Annotated in this window: 15 protein-coding genes; 3 read left to right on the top strand and 12 right to left on the bottom strand. The window is 71.1% G+C overall.

The window, feature by feature from the left end; genetic code table 11:
* Positions 1-4: 4 nt before the first annotated feature.
* From NQV15_RS12360 to NQV15_RS12395, 8 genes are all read right to left on the bottom strand, one after another.
* Positions 5-943: a dienelactone hydrolase family protein gene (locus tag NQV15_RS12360; protein ID WP_232400181.1), complete on the bottom strand. Its 939-nt coding sequence runs from the start codon at positions 941-943 to the stop codon at positions 5-7.
* A 77-nt stretch (positions 944-1,020) separates the two neighbouring features.
* A complete protein-coding gene (locus NQV15_RS12365) occupies positions 1,021-1,830 on the bottom strand; it encodes a hypothetical protein (RefSeq protein WP_232400182.1) in 810 nt (269 codons plus the stop codon).
* Positions 1,831-1,915: 85 nt separating this feature from the next.
* Positions 1,916-3,349, bottom strand: a complete 1,434-nt coding sequence (locus NQV15_RS12370; protein WP_232400183.1) for an aldehyde dehydrogenase family protein — start codon at positions 3,347-3,349, stop codon at positions 1,916-1,918.
* Positions 3,346-4,563 (bottom strand): FAD-dependent oxidoreductase, encoded by a 1,218-nt coding sequence (locus NQV15_RS12375; RefSeq protein WP_232400184.1) that lies wholly within the window; start codon positions 4,561-4,563, stop codon positions 3,346-3,348. The genes NQV15_RS12370 and NQV15_RS12375 overlap by 4 nt, the downstream gene beginning before the upstream one ends.
* Positions 4,560-5,480, bottom strand: coding sequence for an isocitrate lyase/PEP mutase family protein (locus tag NQV15_RS12380; protein ID WP_232400185.1), 921 nt, complete (start codon positions 5,478-5,480; stop codon positions 4,560-4,562). Before NQV15_RS12380 ends, NQV15_RS12375 begins: the two co-directional genes overlap by 4 nt.
* Complete coding sequence (locus NQV15_RS12385) at positions 5,477-6,976, bottom strand: aldehyde dehydrogenase family protein (RefSeq protein WP_232400186.1); 1,500 nt, start codon at positions 6,974-6,976, stop codon at positions 5,477-5,479. Before NQV15_RS12385 ends, NQV15_RS12380 begins: the two co-directional genes overlap by 4 nt.
* Positions 6,973-8,292, bottom strand: coding sequence for an acyl-CoA dehydrogenase family protein (locus NQV15_RS12390; RefSeq protein ID WP_232400187.1), 1,320 nt, complete (start codon positions 8,290-8,292; stop codon positions 6,973-6,975). The genes NQV15_RS12385 and NQV15_RS12390 overlap by 4 nt, the downstream gene beginning before the upstream one ends.
* Complete coding sequence (locus NQV15_RS12395; RefSeq protein ID WP_232400188.1) at positions 8,289-9,596, bottom strand: flavin reductase; 1,308 nt, start codon at positions 9,594-9,596, stop codon at positions 8,289-8,291. The genes NQV15_RS12390 and NQV15_RS12395 overlap by 4 nt, the downstream gene beginning before the upstream one ends.
* Positions 9,597-9,769: 173 nt before the next feature.
* Here NQV15_RS12395 and NQV15_RS12400 point away from each other — a divergent pair, with 173 nt between their 5' ends.
* Positions 9,770-10,486, top strand: a complete 717-nt coding sequence (locus NQV15_RS12400) for a GntR family transcriptional regulator (RefSeq protein ID WP_232400189.1) — start codon at positions 9,770-9,772, stop codon at positions 10,484-10,486.
* 27 nt (positions 10,487-10,513) lie between these two features.
* Here the strand turns inward: NQV15_RS12400 and NQV15_RS12405 are convergent, their stop codons facing one another.
* The gene (locus tag NQV15_RS12405) at positions 10,514-12,199 is read right to left on the bottom strand and encodes a nitrilase-related carbon-nitrogen hydrolase (RefSeq protein ID WP_232400190.1); all 1,686 of its coding nucleotides are present in this window, start codon (positions 12,197-12,199) and stop codon (positions 10,514-10,516) included.
* A gap of 80 nt (positions 12,200-12,279) precedes the next feature.
* Here NQV15_RS12405 and NQV15_RS12410 point away from each other — a divergent pair, with 80 nt between their 5' ends.
* Positions 12,280-13,653 (top strand): MFS transporter, encoded by a 1,374-nt coding sequence (locus NQV15_RS12410; RefSeq protein WP_369413860.1) that lies wholly within the window; start codon positions 12,280-12,282, stop codon positions 13,651-13,653.
* A gap of 66 nt (positions 13,654-13,719) precedes the next feature.
* Here NQV15_RS12410 and NQV15_RS12415 read toward each other — a convergent pair whose 3' ends face one another.
* Genes NQV15_RS12415 through NQV15_RS12425 form a run of 3 tightly spaced genes read right to left on the bottom strand, consistent with a single transcriptional unit; the run spans position 13,720 to position 16,171 of the window.
* Positions 13,720-14,307: a hypothetical protein gene (locus tag NQV15_RS12415; RefSeq protein ID WP_232400192.1), complete on the bottom strand. Its 588-nt coding sequence runs from the start codon at positions 14,305-14,307 to the stop codon at positions 13,720-13,722.
* Positions 14,304-14,954: an isochorismatase family protein gene (locus NQV15_RS12420; RefSeq protein ID WP_232400193.1), complete on the bottom strand. Its 651-nt coding sequence runs from the start codon at positions 14,952-14,954 to the stop codon at positions 14,304-14,306. Before NQV15_RS12420 ends, NQV15_RS12415 begins: the two co-directional genes overlap by 4 nt.
* 8 nt (positions 14,955-14,962) lie before the next feature.
* Positions 14,963-16,171 (bottom strand): CaiB/BaiF CoA transferase family protein, encoded by a 1,209-nt coding sequence (locus NQV15_RS12425; protein WP_232400194.1) that lies wholly within the window; start codon positions 16,169-16,171, stop codon positions 14,963-14,965.
* Between the two features lie 57 nt (positions 16,172-16,228).
* On the opposite strand from NQV15_RS12425, the gene NQV15_RS12430 reads away from it, so the two are divergent.
* A complete protein-coding gene (locus tag NQV15_RS12430; RefSeq protein ID WP_232400195.1) occupies positions 16,229-17,161 on the top strand; it encodes a hydroxymethylglutaryl-CoA lyase in 933 nt (310 codons plus the stop codon).
* Positions 17,162-17,178: the final 17 nt, after the last annotated feature.

A 17,178-nucleotide genomic window follows, 5' to 3' on the forward strand; every position in this document is an offset into this window, starting at 1 on the left:
TCTCCTAGCGTCGACGGATGTCGGCGATATCGGGGTGGATGTGGTCCTGCCATGTGTCGAGCTCGGCCAAGGACGAGGGCTCGGCACCGAGACGGGCCGAGAAGAATGTGGTGACCAGGTCGATCAGGACCGACCGCAGCCGGTCCTGGTCACCGGCGGGTGGTTCCTCGAGGAATCCTCGAGCTGAGGTCGGGTCCTCCGGGGCTGCCGGCAGCATGTGTCCGGCATCGGCGATCCGCACCAGCCATGCCTCCGTGTCCGGTGGCAACGCCTCGGTGAAGGTGCGCTCGATCGGGTCGTGCCCCGCCGCACCGGCTTCCTGGCCGTACCGGATCGCGCTGGCGGCGACGACGCCGTCGGCCGTACCTCCCAGCAGGAGCACCGGCACGTCGACCGGGGCAGGAAGCAGCGTGCCCGGTGCGTGCCCGAGCTGCTGCGAGGCCATCGTGTGGGCGCCGTAGGTCGCGACCGCACGCACCTGCGGGAACCACGCGGCGCGTGCGGACTGCAGTGCCACGGTGCCACCGGCGGAGTGACCGAACACGCCGATCCTGTCCAGGTCCAGCAGCCCGGCCAGCGGGCCGGCTTCCTGCGCCTGCGCGACGGCTGCGAGCACCGCGGCCAGCGCCGGCGTGGTCGGCTTGGACCCGTAGGTGTCAGGTCCGACGGCCGTCAGGTCGACGCCCGGTGTCAGTCCGAACTGGCCCGGGAACAGCTCGGCGAGCCAGTCGAAGGTCACCGCGACCATGCCGGCCTGCGCCAAGGAGACGGCCAGCTCTAGATAACCGCTGGACGCCACGTTGATACCCGGCAGCACGATGACCACCGGATACGGTGCGCCGGACGGATCAGCCGGCAGGACGCCGCTCATCCGCTCGATGTCCGTGGCCGCCGGCAGCGCAGGATGCCGCAGGGTCACGTGGACGGTGTCGTAGGGGGCCACGGCACCGTCCACCCGGACAGCCGTCCGGTGAGCTCGCACCAGCGTCGTTGCGCCAGCGTTGTTCATGGTCCGTGCTCTCAGCGCAGGTGAGGGCGCGGCAGGACCCGGTCGCCACCCCACAGGGCGCGGACCAGCTGCTGGGTCATCTCGGGGCCGAAGAACCGGTCGCCCATCTCGTTGGCCGGATCGCGCTCGGCGATGTTGCGACGGGTCAGCTCGTCCTCGGCTGCCAGCGCGGCCTGCTCCTCGACCGGGACGCGCTCGGCCTCGTCGACCCAGGCCAGCCAGCGATCGAGGTGACGCTCGGCCAGCTCGGTGACCACGTCGGTGGTGCGCTGGTCGCCGGGTGCCATGAAGCAGAACGCCGTCGGCGACAGGCTGGCCCGGACGAAGGCACTGCGGCTCACGAAGGGCTCGATGAAGTCGTTGTCGGCCTGGAACTGCTCCCACTCGTCGTTGAGCGGACCGTAGTACTTGTCGAACGAGTCGGTGTCGGTCATCAGGTTCGACCGCGGCACGGAGTCCAGGAACAGCCAGCCCTGCGGGAAGGCGCCGAGCGCCATGCCGAAGTGCGGCACGCGGACGTGCGGGCCGAGCCAGATCGTGAGGTGGACGTTGACGAAGCCCAGGGCCGCGTTCTCCATGTGGGAGTGGATCATCCAGTCGACCTCGGGGCCGGTGTATCCGCGAACGCTGCCCGACGGGCCGTTCTCGGAGGTGAAGCTCTCCAGCGCGTCCGTCGAGGGGTCACGCACCAGGTCGAAGCGGTCCGCCACCTTGGTGGCCATCCGGTCGATCAGTGCCTTCCAGTCGGCGAACAACGAGGTCACATCGGTGGGACCCGCCTCGTCGAAGTACTCCTGAACCGACTTGAGGTTCTGACTCATGCCCTATCCCTCCACTATCGCGCACTGCTTTTCAAACAATATATTCTATCTTCGTTCCCGGAGGGGGGTTCTCGGCGAAGAATTTTCACCCGCCCGGATACGCGGTGGCGGCAAGCCCTGCGGCTCCGGCCCGAAAGGCTCCGGGGGCGTGGATCACACACGGCTGGACGTACTCCAGCAGGCCCTCGTCGCCGTACTCGCGCCCCCATCCGGAGCGCTTCACGCCGCCGAAGGGTGCCCGCAGCGTCATCCCGGTGCGGTTGTGGGTGTTGACGAAGGCGAACCCCGCATCGAGCCGGGCGGCCACCTCGAAGGCGCGCTCCTCGTCGCTGGACCACACCGATGCGCCCAGGCCCAGCTCCCCCGCGTTGGCGCGGGCCACGACATCGTCGAGCGAGTCGTAGGTGAGCACCGGGAGGGTCGGGCCGAACTGCTCGGTCGCGACCACCGGATCGTCGTCGGCCGCGCCCAGGACGAGGGTCGGCCGCACGAAGTGCCCACGGGACAGGTCACCGACCACGGTGCCGATCTCGACCACGGTCGCCCCGGCCGATCGGGCGGCCTCGACCAGGTGCTTGACCCGGGCCGCCGAGGCGGCACTCACCACGGGCCCCATGGTGACGCCGGGCGTCAACGGGTCACCGACGTGCAGCACGCGCTCCGCAGCCGCGACCAGCGCGGCAACGATCTCGTCGTGCCGCTCGGCCGGGACGTAGAGCCGCTTCAGCGCCATGCAGACCTGACCGCTGGTGGCGAAGGCCGCCATGACCATGCGGTCCATCGCGGCATCGTCGAGGTCTGCGTCCGGCAGCACGATGGCCGGGTCGTTGCCACCCAGCTCGAGGACGCTCGGGGTCAGCGAGCGGCCGGCCAGCGAGGCGATCGCGCGCCCCGCGACGTCGCCACCGGTGAACGCGATCCGCGAGATCAGCTCGTGGCCGACCAGCGCCGTGGCCGTCTCGACCTCTCCGTGCACGACCCGCACCAGCCCCGCCGGGAGGGCATCGGCCAGCGTCTGCAGCATCTGCGTGACCCCGAACGGCGCCAGCGGCGAGGGCTTGACCACGATCGCATTGCCCGCCACGAGCGCCGGGGCCACCTTCAGCATCGACAGGATCAGCGGGGCGTTCCACGGGGTGATCGCACCCACCACGCCGAACGGCCGGTGCCGGGTCACGAGCCGACCGCGCTCGTCGTCGGTGACCCGATCCTGGAGCAGCTCCTCGCCCCGTTCGGCGTACCAGCGCAGGACCACCGCCGCGAAGCCTGCCTCGCCGCGCGCATCGGCCAGCACCTTGCCGGTCTCGCGGGCGGTGAGCTCGGCGATCGCGTCCAGCTCCGGGTCCAGGGCATCGGCTGCGGCCCGCACGGCCCGCACGCGCTCGGCGACCGGGGTGGCGGCCCACCGGCACTGCGCGGCCGCGGCCAGTCGCACCTCGCGGTCGACGGCGGCGGTGTCGTGGAACTCGACCGTCCCGACGACGTCGTCGATCCGTGCCGGGTTCTCCCGGGCGGTCACGCGCCGGCCCCTCCCAGCACCGCGACCGGCTTGCCCAGCCGCAGCGAGTTGATCATCGAGGTGTTCAGCAGGTGGTTGCGCATCCGGTCGGGATCGGCGGCCAGGGCACGCAGCTCGTCGTGATAGGCCTTCTGGGCCTCCGGATCGGTCTGGCGCAGCCGCTCCCAGTTGTCGTGCGTGATCGCCTTGACGTACGACAGGGCGACCTGGCGACGTCCTTCGCAGGCCACGTCGAGCTCGTCGAGCGAGCCCGTCCCGTCCAGCACGGCCAGCAGCGCCCGGGCCTCGACGACGGCGTCGTGCAGGCCGCTGTTCATGCCCATGCCGCCCAGCGGGTTGTTGATGTGGGCGGCGTCGCCCATCAGGATCAGCCGGTCCTTGCGGAACGTGTCGGCGACGCGCTGGTGGACGCGGTACAGCGTCGTGTGCAGGACGTCCCACGGGCGGCCCAGGTCGGCCACGCCGGTCAGGCGGGCCTGGATCCGCGCCGGGTCGATCTCGACCTCGTCAGGGGTGTCCTGGTCGGTGGGGAACAGGATGCGCCAGTGCTCGGGGGTGCGCAGCACCACCAGCCACTCGGTCGGGTCGAAGACGTAGTTGACCGCGGCGATGCCGGGCAGCACGCCCTCCAGGTCCTCGGTCGTCGAGGCGACGAGGAAGCGCTCCGGATAGGTCATGCCCTCGAACGTGAAGCCGGCGGTCTGTCGGACCTGCGAGTTCGAGCCGTCGGCGCCCAGCACCCAGTCGGCGGTGAAGACATCGCCGCGCTCGGTGGTCAGGGTCGCACGGTCCTCGGTCGTCTCGGCCTTCGCGACCCGCTGGCCGAAGTGGACCGTGACGTTGTCCAGCGCCTGCAGCTCCGCCAGCAGGATCGGCGTGAGCTTGCTCTGCTCGCACTGCACGCGGAACGGGAACCTGGTGTCGCCGGCCAGGATGCCCAGGTCGAGATCGGCGATCGGGCCGGTCTGGCGGTCGCGGTACTGGAAGCTGGTCGAGACGATGCCGCGCTTCATCAGCGCATCGAGCACGCCGAGGTCGTCCAGCATCTCCAGGCTCGGCGGGTGGAAGGTGGACGCCCGCGACTCGGTCGCCAGGTGCTCCCCCGCCTCCAGGACGGTGACCTGGACCCCTGCACGGGCGACGACCAGCGCCGCGGTCAGGCCGACTGCGCCGGCGCCTGCGACGATCACCGAATCGGTGCGAACTGTGCTCATCTGTGTCCTTCCGACAGCGCCGCGGGCTCCGAGCCCGCGGCGTACCTCAACTCGTCCTGCAGGAGCTCGGGCAGCCCGACCAGGTCGGTCAGGTCTGTCCATTCCATCCGGTCGACCGCGCCGGCATGGCCGGTTCCCACGATCGCCGCCATCGTCCGGCGCACCGCCTCGGCCGCGGCGAGCATCGCCGACACCGGATGGATCACGAAGCGGACGCCGGCCTCGGCCAGTCGTTCGTCGGACGGTCCGGCGTCGATCGGGCCGCCGGCCTCGGACCGGTTGTACATCTGGGGCAGCGGACGACCGTCCGCCGCGAGTGCCGCGGCGACCGCCTCGAGGTCCTCGATCGAGGCGCCCTCGACGAAGACCGCGTCGGCACCCGCGGCGGCGAAGGCCCGGCAGCGCTCGACGACGGCGTCGCGACCCAGCACGGACAAGGCATCCGTGCGGGCCACGATGACCAGTCCGGTGTCCGCGTCGACCGCGGCCCGGACCCGGGACGCGGCCTCGTCGACGCCGACGACCTCCTTGCCGCCGAGGTGGCCGCACCGCTTCGGCGCGACCTGGTCCTCGAGGTGGAGCCCGGCGACGCCGGCCGCCGCATAGGTGTGGGTGGTCCGCCGGGCCTGCAGCGCATTGCCGTAGCCCGTGTCGGCGTCGGCCAGCAGGGGCACGCCGCCCAGCGACGGCAGCAGTGCCGCGGCACGTCCGGCGATGTCGGTGCCGTGCACGAAGCCGAAGTCCGGCAGACCCAGGTCGACAGCCGAGACCGTCGCGCCCGAGAGACACACCGCCTGGGCCCCCGCGGCAGCGGCGAGCCCGGCGGACACGGCGTCGAAGACACCCGGCAGCCGGACCACGGTGGGTCCGGCCAGCAGGGCTCGCAAGCGATCGGCGGAATGCTCCGAGGACGTCATCGGCCGTGGAGGGCGTAGCCGCCCTCGACGCCGACGACGCGGGCACCGGTGAAGATCCTGATGGTCTCCACGGTTCCCTCCTCGCCCATGCCCGACAGACCCCACGCCGGGCGCGGTGTCATCAGGTGCAGGCTCATGATCGTCGAGCCGTTGACCTTGACCTCTCCGGCGCGGACCTGACGGGCGACCGCGAGGGCCGCCTCGGTGTCCGTGCCGACGACATAGCCCTCGAGGCCGAACGGCGTGTCGTTGGCCAGCGCCACGGCCTCGTCGAGCGACTCGTAGGCGTGCACGGTCGCGACGGGGCCGAAGACCTCGTCGCGCGCGGCCGATGACGGCACGCCGGTGACCAGGGTCGGGGCCAGGAAGTTGCCCGGCCCGTCCGGGAGCTTCGTGGTGGCGTGGGCCGTTCCGCCGGCCGCGACACGCTCGTCGATGACGGCCTGCAGGTGGGCGAGGTGGCCCGGGTGCACGATCGGACCCAGGTCGGTCGACTCGTCCAGCGGGTCGCCGGCGGCCAGATCGGCCAGGCGGGCGCCGATCTCGGCCACGATGTCGTCGGCCAGCGCGGCCGGGACGACCAGACGCCCGAGCGCCCGGCACCACTGACCGTTGAGCGTGGTGAGCAGGTCGGCGGCCCGGCGGGCCGCATCGGCGACATCGGCGTCCGGCATGACGACCAGCGGGTTGTTGCCACCGAGCTCGAGCTGCAGCGCGGTGAAGTTGGCCGCGCAGGCACCGGCGATCTCACGACCCGCCCGCAGGCCTCCGGTGAAGGAGACGGCGCGGATGCGCGGGTCCTGGACCAGACGTCCGCCGACGACCGAACCGCCCTGCAGGAGCTGGAAGGTCCCCGCCGGCGCACCCTGCTCGGTGAGCACCGCGTCGACGACCTGCGCCAGTGCCGTGGTGCCCCACGGCGCGTACTCGCTGGGCTTGAGCAGCGACGGCGCGCCGGCCGCCAGCGAGCTGGCGATCTTGTGCGCCGCCATGGGAGCCGGAGCGTTCCACGGCACGAGGCTCAGCGCCGGGCCGAGGGGCAGGCGATGCACCTCCACGGGGTTGCCGTGCTCGCCGGTGCTCGTCTCCAGCAGGACGCCGTCACGCAGCATCTGCGCCGCGAGGTGGAATGCACCGGGGACGATCATCCCGACGATGCCGGTCTGCGAGACCGGCACACCGGTCGCGAACGACTCGAGCGCGGCCAGTCGCGGCACGTGGGCCTGCAGCGCCGCCCCGATGGCGTCGAGGATCTCGGCCCGGCGCTCGACCGGGACGTCGCTCCAGCCGCCCGTGGTGTGGACCCGGTCGGCGGCGGCCAGGGCCGCCTCGACGGAGTCCGCATCGCTGGCCGGCGCGACGCCGACGGGCTCGCCGGTGAACGGATCGGTCAGGGTCAGGTCAAGCGTGTCGGCCGGCGCCGACCAGACGCCGTCGACGAGCTGCTGGACGGCAGGAAGATCGAGCCCGGCGCGGGCCGGCGGAACAGTGCTCATCGGGCGGCTGCTTCGACCTTCTCGGGCTTCGCGTCAGCCATCGCGTCGCGCGTGGTCAGACCGGCCCAGCCCTCGCGATCGACGATGACCTTGGCCAGGTCGAGCTTGCCCCGCTCCGCGGGGAATGCCTGGACCAGGCCCATCGCGGTGTCGCGCAGCGAGCGGCCGAGCACGTTGTCCATCAGGGCGCCGGAGGTGCCGCACATCTTGAGGGCGTCGGTCGCGACGGAGAAGGCGTGCTCGCAGATGGCTCCCTTGGCGAGCTTCCAGCTGGCCACGACCTCGTCCTTGGGCAGGATCGGCGGCTCGCTGGCCTCCAGGTCGATCTGGCGGCGCAACCACAGGTGCGCCTCGCCCAGCGATGCCTCACCGTTGCCGATCAGCACCTGGTGCATGGGGCTGGAGGCGATCGGCTTGCCCGTGTCGGCGAACTTGGCCGCCATCGTGCGGCCGAGGGCGTACTCCCACACGCCGCGGGCGATACCGGCGTAGATCGCTGCGATCGCGACCTGGTTGCCGACCCAGGAGCCACGCGACATCTGCGTCGCGCGGGTGAATCCGCCGGGAATCGCCAGCGCCTCGTCGGCGGGGACGAAGCAGTCCTCGAGGACCAGGCCGTGGTTGTCGGAGGCACGCATGCCAAGACCCTGCCACGGGGCGCGCGGACGGACCCCGACGGACTCGCGGGCGACCAGGAACAGGCCGAGACCGTCGATGCCCGGGACGTCCTCGCGACGGGCCGTCACCAGGTAGTAGTCGGCCGTGCCGGACAGGCAGCCGAAGGACTTCTCGCCGTTGAGCAGCCAGCCACCCTCGGTCGCGGTGGCCGTGGTGGAGATCAGCACGTTGGCGTTGCTGGCCTTGACCGCCTCGCTGGCGAAGTTGGCCAGCATCAGGCTCTCGGCACCCATCCGGCGCAGCACCTTCTCGGCGAACTGGCGGACGACGGGAACCTCGTCATCGGTGTACAGGCCGGCGTCGATGGCCGCCAGCGGCAGCATGCCGCGCGAGGACGCCGAGCAGTGGAAGAAGTAGGCCAGTGCGGTCGAGCCGCACACGGTTCCCAGCGCGTAGGTCGTGGCGGCGAGGTCCCGCAGGCCTCCGCCGAGTCCGCCGAACTCCTCCGGGACGACCAGGCCGAGCAGGCCGGCGTCCGCGAGCAGCTTGACGTGCCCCTTCGGGAAGGCGCCGAGGGCGTCCGCCTCCTGGGCCGCGGCCCTGATGGCCGGCAGGACCGACTCGACGCGCTCCATGCGGGCGCGCTCGGCCGGGGTCAGATCAGGAATCAGGACCTCTGCGGTCAGCTTCTGGGTCATCCTGTGGCTCCTACGATCTCGGGTTCCCCGGCCAGGGCAGGCGCGGTGGGTGTCTGGGTGAAGGTGGTGGGTGTCGTCTCGTCGTGACGGCTGCGCAGGTCGCGCGCCAGGCCGAGGAGTGCAGACGTGTCCACCGGGGTGTCGACATCCACCTCCTCCAGCAGACGGATCAGGTCCTCGGTGGCGACGGCACCGCCGAGGCCCCCGAGGGTGCTGTCGAAGTGACGCACACCGCTCTTGAGCGCGGTGATGGCCTTGACCAGCCCGAGCCGGTCTCGATCGTGCAGCCCGAGGCGCAGGGGCGTCGGGCGGGCGAGGGCCACGGCCTCCTGCAGCAGTGCCCGGACCTGCAGCGGTGTGGCGCTGCCGGCCGTGTCGGGCAGGCCGATCTCGAGGACCTTGGCCCGGCCGAGGCGCTGGACGGCGCTGAGCACCGCGTCGACCCGGTCGGCCGCGAAGGGATCGGTCAGGTGCACGGCACAGCGTTCGGCGATGCCGTCGACCGCGGCGAGCACACGCTCGACATCGACCGGATCGGTGGGGTCCAGCACGAGCTCGGCGGTCCCGACCCCGAGGCCGAGGACGAGATCGGCCTGGGCACGATCGGCGACGACGACGCTGGCGACCTCCAGCGGCATGGTCCTGGGCACGAGGGCAGACGCCTGCTCCAGCGACGCGGCGGCGCTCAGATCGGCGACTCGGACCCGTGCCCCGGCGTGGGCGACGCTGGTGGCCAGGTGCGCCGCCTCGTTCGCGAGGCCGGCAGCGGCCAGCCCGGCCACTACACCGCCATCGGCGAGGGTCGCGACATCGGGAAGGACGTCGGCGAACTGCCCCCAGCCACGGGAGTGGAACAGCAGAGGCGCCGAGCGGCGGGCTGCGTGGCCGGCCAGGACCTCGCCGACGAAGATCGTGTGGTCTCCCCCGGGGTACGCGTGGACGACGCGGCAGTCGAACCAGCCCAGGCCGGAGTCGAGCAGGGGCACACCGGTGGCGGCGGTCGTCCAGGTCTCCCCGGCGAACCGGTCCTCGACGCCCGGGTCCATCCCGGCGAACCGGCGACCGACGTCGGTCTGGTCCTTGGCCAGGACGTTGACGCCGAAGATTCCGCTCTCCGCGATGAGCTGGTGGCTGTACAGGTTCTTGCTCAGGCAGATCGAGACCAGGGGCGGCTCGAGACTCACGCTGGAGAACGAGCTGGCCGTCATGCCGTGCCAGGCCCCGTCCCCGGACAGCGTCGTCACGATCGTCACCCCGCTCGGCCACTGTGCCATCACGTCACGGAACGTCGTTGGATCAACCATGGTGCACCTCCTTGTGCAAGAAGAATATACGATATCTGTTCTTCGCGTAAGGCGGTTCGGGTTGTCGGTTCTGTCTTTGTCAGGGACGGGAATATAGGATTCAGGCAGAAGGTTGTCTGCTCGCAGTCAAACCTCGGCAACAAACTCACCCCCATCACTTGAAGGGCAACGACATGAGTCGACGCTCCAACGGCGCCACCGGCGTCCGACCCATCGCCCACCAGTCACTCGTGGACCGGGTCACCGACGAGATCCATCGCGCGATCCTCAACGGGGACCTGCCCCCCGGATCCACCGTCTCGATCGTCGACCTGTGCGAGCGCTTCAGCATCAGCCACATCCCCGTGCGCGAGGCCCTGCGCCGGCTCGAGAGCGAAGGCGTCGTCAGCCTGCGTCCGGGCCGATCCGCCCTGGTCGCCACCGTGACCTCCGAGGAGCTGCGCAACATCTACCACCTGCGCAAGCTGGTCGAGGGCGATCTGTGCCTGCGCGCCGCGCCCCACATGAGCAAGGAGCGGCTCGCCGACGCCGAGCGCGCCCTGGCCGAGTACATCGGTATCGAGCGTGAGCCGTCGGCGCTGGCCGCCAAGCACCACGCATTCCACGAGGCGATGCTGCTCGACGTCATCGGCCCGGCCGACTCCATGGTGCTCGGCCTGCTCTGGAAGGCATCCGATCGTTACCTGCACCTGCTGATGGCCGATCTGGACCACAAGCCCGAGACCCAGGAGAGTCGGATCGACGAGCACCGCCTCCTGCTCGACCTGGCCCGCGACGGCAAGGTCGAGGAGTTCAAGGACGCCTGGATCGCCCACCTCGAGAGCACCGAGACGGCGCTCATGAAGGCCCTGGCCGTCCGGGAGACCGCGACTCCGCAAGCCGCGTCCTGACCCCACCGGTCAGGACGCGGTCCGGGTTCAGTGAACCCGTGAGACGTCGCTGACCAGCGGTCCGGCCAGGTGCCAGGGGCGCCCGTCGACCACATCGGTACCGCGGCTCACCATGCGGTTGATGGCGCACGCCGGACGCAGCACCGCCACCTCGACAGCAGCCTGCGCGTGCTGCGGATCCGGTCGGCTGATGACGCCGGCGAACGGGTTCTCCCACGCGCCCCACAGGGTGAAGTCGCCCGACAGCCCGATCAGGACGCCGCCGCCGTGCTCGGCGTGCCGGCGCGAGGCCACCGCCAGGTTGAGCCGGTTCTCGGCCGCGCGCTCGAGCAGCATGAGGTCGCTGTCGTGCGGCTCGGCCACCGTGAAGGGAACCGCCACGACGTCGGCGTCGGCCAGCGCCGCGAGCCGGAACGTCTCGGGGTACAGCGCGTCGTCACCGACGACAACGGCCAAGCGGCCCCAGGCGGCTTCGTGCACCACGATCGGCGAGTCCGGGGCGACGTCTGCCGCGGGCAGGTCGCCGTGCCGGACGCTGCGGTGCAGCTGCGGCTGGGTCAGCTGCACGCCGTGCGCCGAGACGGCGATGCCCACATGGGCGCCCGACGCGTCCAGGACGCTGGTGACCAGCAGGGTCTCGGTGCCCTCGAGCATCGATGCGAGGGCCTCGGGCCCGAGTGCCGGCGAGGCGGGGCCCGTCGCGAGCCCGTCGACATGGGCGGCGAGCTCGGGCAGGACCACCAGGTCGACGCCCTGGCCGACGGCCTCGGCCACCAGCGCTGCGATGTCGTCACCGTCCTGCGGCGAGAGCACCGCAGCGCGGATCTCGTCGGCTCCCGCCGGGGCGCGGCGACCCACCGGCTCGTCGGCGAGCGCGGCGTACAGCTCGGGACGGCGGGCCGCGATCACGTCGGTGCCGTCGGGACGCGACTTGTCGTCGGCCAGCGCGATGTCGATGTCGGCGACCACCACGGCCTCCCCCGTCCGGGGCGCGCAGGCGACGACGGTGCCGTCGGGGGCGACGATCTGGCTCTCGCCGGCACCGTGCAGCCGGTCGACCGGGACACCGACCATCGAGGCGACCTTCTCGATGCTGTGCTCGGGGACGAGGGGACCCACCTTGTTCGCCGCCACGACCCACACCTTGTTCTCCGCGGCCCGGACCGGGACGTGCAACGAGGCCTCGTCCAGCGCGAACGAGTTCAGGCTGTTCAGCAGCACCTGGGCACCCTCGACCGCCAGCATCCGTGGGGTCTCGAAGATGACCCCGTCCATGCACGAGTAGAGCCCGAGCCGGCCCACGGCGGTGTCGACGACACCGATCCGGTCGACCGCGCCGTCGATGTGGTCGCGCTCCGAGCCCATCAGCACCTGCTTGTCGCTGACGGCGAGCACGGTTCCGTCGGGGCCGAACAAGATGTTGCTGCCCCGGACGCGTCCGTCCTCGCGCAGCAGCGTGCAGTTGACCATGAGGTGGATCCCGTGCTCGGCCGCCTTGGCCGCGAGCGCCGTGACGAACGGCCCGTCCAGCGTCTGGGCGAACCGGCGGGCGTGGTCGCGATCGGCGTACCACGAGACGTGATTGGCGAACTCCGGCAGCACGATCACCTCGGCACCCTCTGCCACGGCCCGCTCGATCATCCGCAACGCCGTCGCCAGGTTCTCCCCGACGTCCTCGCCCACGGCGTACTGCACGGCTGCGACTCGAGTCATGAGGCGAACTCCAATTCATATATCTTGTAGGATTCTGCAATCTTAGTCACACCGTGGTCATCGAGCACAGGAGTCTCCCCATGTCGGACGCAGCATCCCCGACCGATTCGTCCGACCGTTCGGTCACGATGCCAGTCCTGGCCAAGGGAGGTGAGCGCGAGGTCGACCTGACCCGCGACGCGCCCTTCGGCTGGTGGCCGGCCATCGCGATCGGCCTGGTCGCCTTCATCGACCGGGTCGAGGTCAACCTGATAGCCGGCGCACTGCCCGCGATCCAGGACCACTTCGGGTTCAGCGACACCGTCGCCGGCGCGATCCCCACGGCGGCCAGCATCGCTGCGGCCCTGCTGCTGCTGCCGGCCGGACGCCTGGCCGATCGCGCGCCCCGCGTCGCGACCGTCGTGGTCGTGGTGCTGGTGTGGTCGCTGTTCTCCGTGCTCAGCGGACTGGCCACGACGTTCGCCATGTTCTTCCTGGTCCGCATCGCGATCGGTGCCGCCGGCCAGCTCTACAACCCGCCCGCGTCCAGCCTGATCGCGGACTACTATCCGAGCCGAAGTCGCGGCAAGGCGTTCGGCATCGAGCGCGCGGGCTACTACATGGGCCTGCCCGCCGGAGTGATCATCGGCGGCGCGGTGGCCGAGGCGTTCGACTGGCGCGCCGTCTTCTTCATCGCCGCAGTACCCGGCGTGGTGATCGCGATCGCGATGGCGACCGTCAAGGAGCCCCTCCGCGGGCTCGGCGACAGGATCGACCGGCTCAAGGCGGGCGGGGCCGAGACGTCGTCGACCGCTGCCCCCCACACCGCCGCAACCATCAATGCGTCGATCATCAGCGAGGCCAAGACGCTGCTGAAGGTACGCACCCTGCGGGGCGTCATCGGCGCGCAGGCGATGCTCTCGCTGGGCGTCGCGGGTCTCTTCTACTGGTTGCCGACGTTCTTCGAGCGGGTCGAGGACATCGGCGAGAGCGCAGCTTCCGGCCTGGCCGGCGGCGTGGGTGGAACCGGCATCGTGATCGGCATCATCCTGGGCAGCCGGATGGGCGACAAGGCGCGTCCCGGCGGGTGGCGCATCAGGGTCGCCTGCGGCTTCCTGCTGATCGGTGCGATCGGCCTGAGCCTGACGGTGCTCATACCGGGTGTCCCGATCCGCGCCGCGATGGTCGCGGTCGCCTGCATCGGCTTCGCCGGAGCCATCCCGAACCTCACGGCAGCCGCGGCCGACGTCGTGCCGTCGGCCAACCGCGGGATGGGCTTCGCCCTCCTGCAGTTCCTCACGACGCTCGGCGGCGCTTTCGGGCCCCTGCTGGTCGGGTTCATGTCGGACACGCTCGACTCCATCAGCCTCGCGATGCTGTGCCTGCTGCCGCCGCTGTTCTTCTCCATCGTGATCCTGGCGCGCGTACGCAGCACCTACGACACGGACGCCAGGACGGCCCTCGCCACGACGTAGTCACCAAGACGCAGGAAGATCCGTCCCTTCGGGGACGGATCTTCTGCGTTGGTGGGGCGTGGCGGGTCAGAAGGTGTGGATGATCGCCAGCCCGGCGATGTCCGGAGCCGCACCGCCGGCCGGGACGAACGCCCACCGGCGAGCCTCGGGCCAGAGCACCTCGACATCGGTGTCGAAGACGGCGCCCGCGGCGTCCTCACGCGCGGTCAGGGTGCCGACCAGGCCGTCACGCGCACCGCGCGTCAGGGTCCGGTCGGCGGTGAGCAGCTCGGCGGAACCCGCATCGGCCGCCTCGCCGTCCGCCCAGCCGCCACCCGCGCCGGAGAACCACACGACGGCACGCGTCCCGTCGGCGGTGGAGGTGGCCGCACGCGTCGCCTTCGGCTCGACCACGAGCACCTGGCCGGGAGCGCAGGTCAGCCCGCTGATCGACAGCGCGCCGCCCAGGACGACCATCTCCTCGGCTGCGGGCTGATGACCCACGGCATCGCGCGTCCAGCCGTCCGGGAAGCGCACCATCACGGTGCGGGTGCCCCGCTCGCTGTCGGCGCGCAGCATCACGATGCGAGCCGGGCGTTCGGCGCCGGCGATCTGGTGCTCGCCCCACGCGAGGTTGTCGGCGTCGAGGTCCACGATGGTGAGCTGGTCGGTCATGGTGCTCCTGGAGCGGTGAGGTGTTCGATGATCTGTGCTTCGGACAGGACGTCGGCGTACTTGGCGTCGAGGTCGAACAAGTTGGCGTCGTTGACGCCCGCGTCCCGGTCACCGCAGGCCTCGCGGGCCACGAGCGAGCGGAATCCGTGCTGGGTGGCATCCAGGGCCGTGGCCCGGACGCATCCACTGGTGGAGAAACCGAGCACGATCGTGGTGTCCACGCCCAGGGCGCGCAAGGTGGAGGCCAGGGTCGTGCCGAAGAACGCCGAGGCGTACTGCTTGGTCACGACGACCTCCCCCGGAAGGGGGGCCGGGGACTTCGGGAAGTCGGCGTACGGCGAGCCCTGCTCGAAGGCCACCAGGCCGGGCACCTTGACCGCGAACCAGCCGGCGTCCACGCCACCGGGGGCGAGCTCGATCCGGGTGAACACGACCGGCCGTCCGGCGGCCCGCGCAGCGTCCACGATGCGATCGGCGCTGCTCCTGGCCTCCTCGAACCGACCGTGGGCATCGCTGAACGGCCCGTCGTCGAGGTAGGCGAGGCACACGTCGACCACCACGACGGCCGGGCTGGCGCCGCAGCCGATCGTGCCGGCGAAGCCGACCGAGGCGTAGTCGGAGGCGCGGTCCGAGGTCTGGGTTGTCATCGCCGTCCTCAGATGATTCCGCGCTGGGCCAGATCGGCGCGCGCCTCGGAGTCGATGCCCAGCAGGTCGTCGTACACGTCGTCGTTGTGCTGGCCCAGGTCCGGTCCGGTCCAGCGGATCGTTCCGGGCGTCAGCGACATCTTGGGCACGACGTTCTGCATCTTCAGCTGACCGAAGGTCTGGTCGGGCACCTCGACGATGGAGTCGCGCGCCTGGAAGTGCGGGTCCTCCAGCATGTCGGCCGCTCGGTAGATGCGGCCGGCCGGGACGCCGCCGGAGCTCATCAGCTCCAGCAGCTCGTCGGCGACCAGGGTCGACGTCCACGCCGAGATGAGGTCGTCCAGTTCGGTCTGTGCCTTGCCTCGTCCGACGTGCGTCGAGTACTCGTGACCCGGGGCGCTCCACTCGGGGTGGCCCATCGCGTCGGCGAGACGGGAGAACACCGTGTCCTGGTTGGCCGCGATGAGGATCAGCTGGCCGTCCTTCGTCGGGTAGACGTTCGACGGGGCGACATTGGGCAGGATCGCCCCGGTGCGCTCACGCTGGTACTGCGCGACGTCCCACTCGGTGACCAGGCTCTCCATCATCGCGAGCACCGACTCGTAGATCGAGGCGTCGACGACCTGGCCCTCGCCCGTGACGTTGCGGTGCTGCAGCGCCGACAGCGCCCCGACGCACGCGTGCATCGCGGCCAGGGAGTCGCCGATCGAGATGCCGGCACGGGCGGGCTGACGGTCCGGGTCGCCCAGGATGTAGCGCAGGCCGCCCATCGCCTCGCCGATCGAGCCGTAGCCGGCGCGGTGGGAGTACGGTCCGGTCTGGCCGTAGCCGGAGACGCGCACCAGGATGATCCCGGGGTTGACCTCCTTGAGGCGCTCGTAGGACAGGCCCCACTTCTCGAAGGTCCCCGGCCGGAAGTTCTCGACCACGATGTCGGCCTCGGCGACGAGGCGCAGGAAGATCTCCTGGCCCTCCTCCTCGCGCAGGTTGAGGGTCACCGACCGCTTGTTGCGGCCCACGACGGGCCACCACAGCGAGTCGCCGTCGGTCCGGCCCCAGGCCCGCATCGGGTCGCCGGCGCCGGGCGCCTCGACCTTGATGACGTCGGCGCCCTGGTCACCCATCAGGGTCGCAGCGAAGGGGCCGGCCAGCAGCTGGCCCGCCTCGATCACGCGAATGCCGGACAGGGAACCGCTTGCGGAGATCTCAGTCGTCATGCGTGGATCATATATTCGATATGATGCACCCGTAAACCACTTGGCAAGGAGTGCACCGTGACCACCCCCTCACCCGTGGAGATCGTCGAGGTCTCGCCGCGCGACGGCCTGCAGAACGAGAAGAAGATCCTGCCCACCGCCACCAAGGTGGAGCTCGTGCGCCGCAGCGTCCGCGCCGGCATCCGGCGCATCGAGGTGACCGCCTTCGCCCGACCCGACCGCGTGCCCCAGATGGCCGACGCGGCCGAGGTGCTCGCCGAGGTGCGCGGGACCGAGGGACTGTCCTCGATCGGGCTCGTGCTGAACCGGAAGGGCCTCGAGCGTGCCGTCGAGGCGGGGTGCGACGAGATCACCGCTGTGGTCGTGGCATCCGACGGCCTCGCCCTGCGCAACCAGGGTGCCGACACCGCAGCGCAGATCCAGGGCTGGCACGCGATCGCCGAGGACGCGCGACAGGCCGGGGTCAAGGCCAGCGTCATCATCGCGGCGGCCTTCGGCTGCCCCTTCGACGGCGAGGTGTCGACGCAGCGGGTGCTCGAGGTGGCCCGGGGGGTCCTGGACGGCCGTCCCGACGAGCTGGCCATCGCCGACACTATCGGCGTGGGCGTGCCGCGCCAGGTCACCGAGATCGTCACCGGCCTGCGCACCCTGAACGCCTCCATCCCGTTGCGCGCGCACTTCCACAACACCCGCAACACCGGGTACGCCAACGCGATCAGCGCCATCGCGGCCGGGGTGAGCGTCCTGGACGCCTCGACCGGCGGCATCGGCGGCTGCCCCTTCGCGCCCGGCGCCACCGGCAACATCGCCACCGAGGACCTGCTGTACCTGCTCGACCGCTCGGGGCAGCCCGTGCGCTCGTTCCGGAGTGACGGCGGCCCGATCGACGCGATGGCCGTCGCCGCGACCGGCACCTGGATCTCCGAGCAGCTCGATCTCCCGCAGGCCCCGGCCATGCTCGGTCGGGCCGGTTGGTTCCCGCAGGGCTGACGGTCAACAGGCGTGCG

Source organism: Aeromicrobium wangtongii, from assembly GCF_024584515.1.
In the GTDB taxonomy this organism is placed as follows: Bacteria; Actinomycetota; Actinomycetes; order Propionibacteriales; family Nocardioidaceae; genus Aeromicrobium; species Aeromicrobium wangtongii.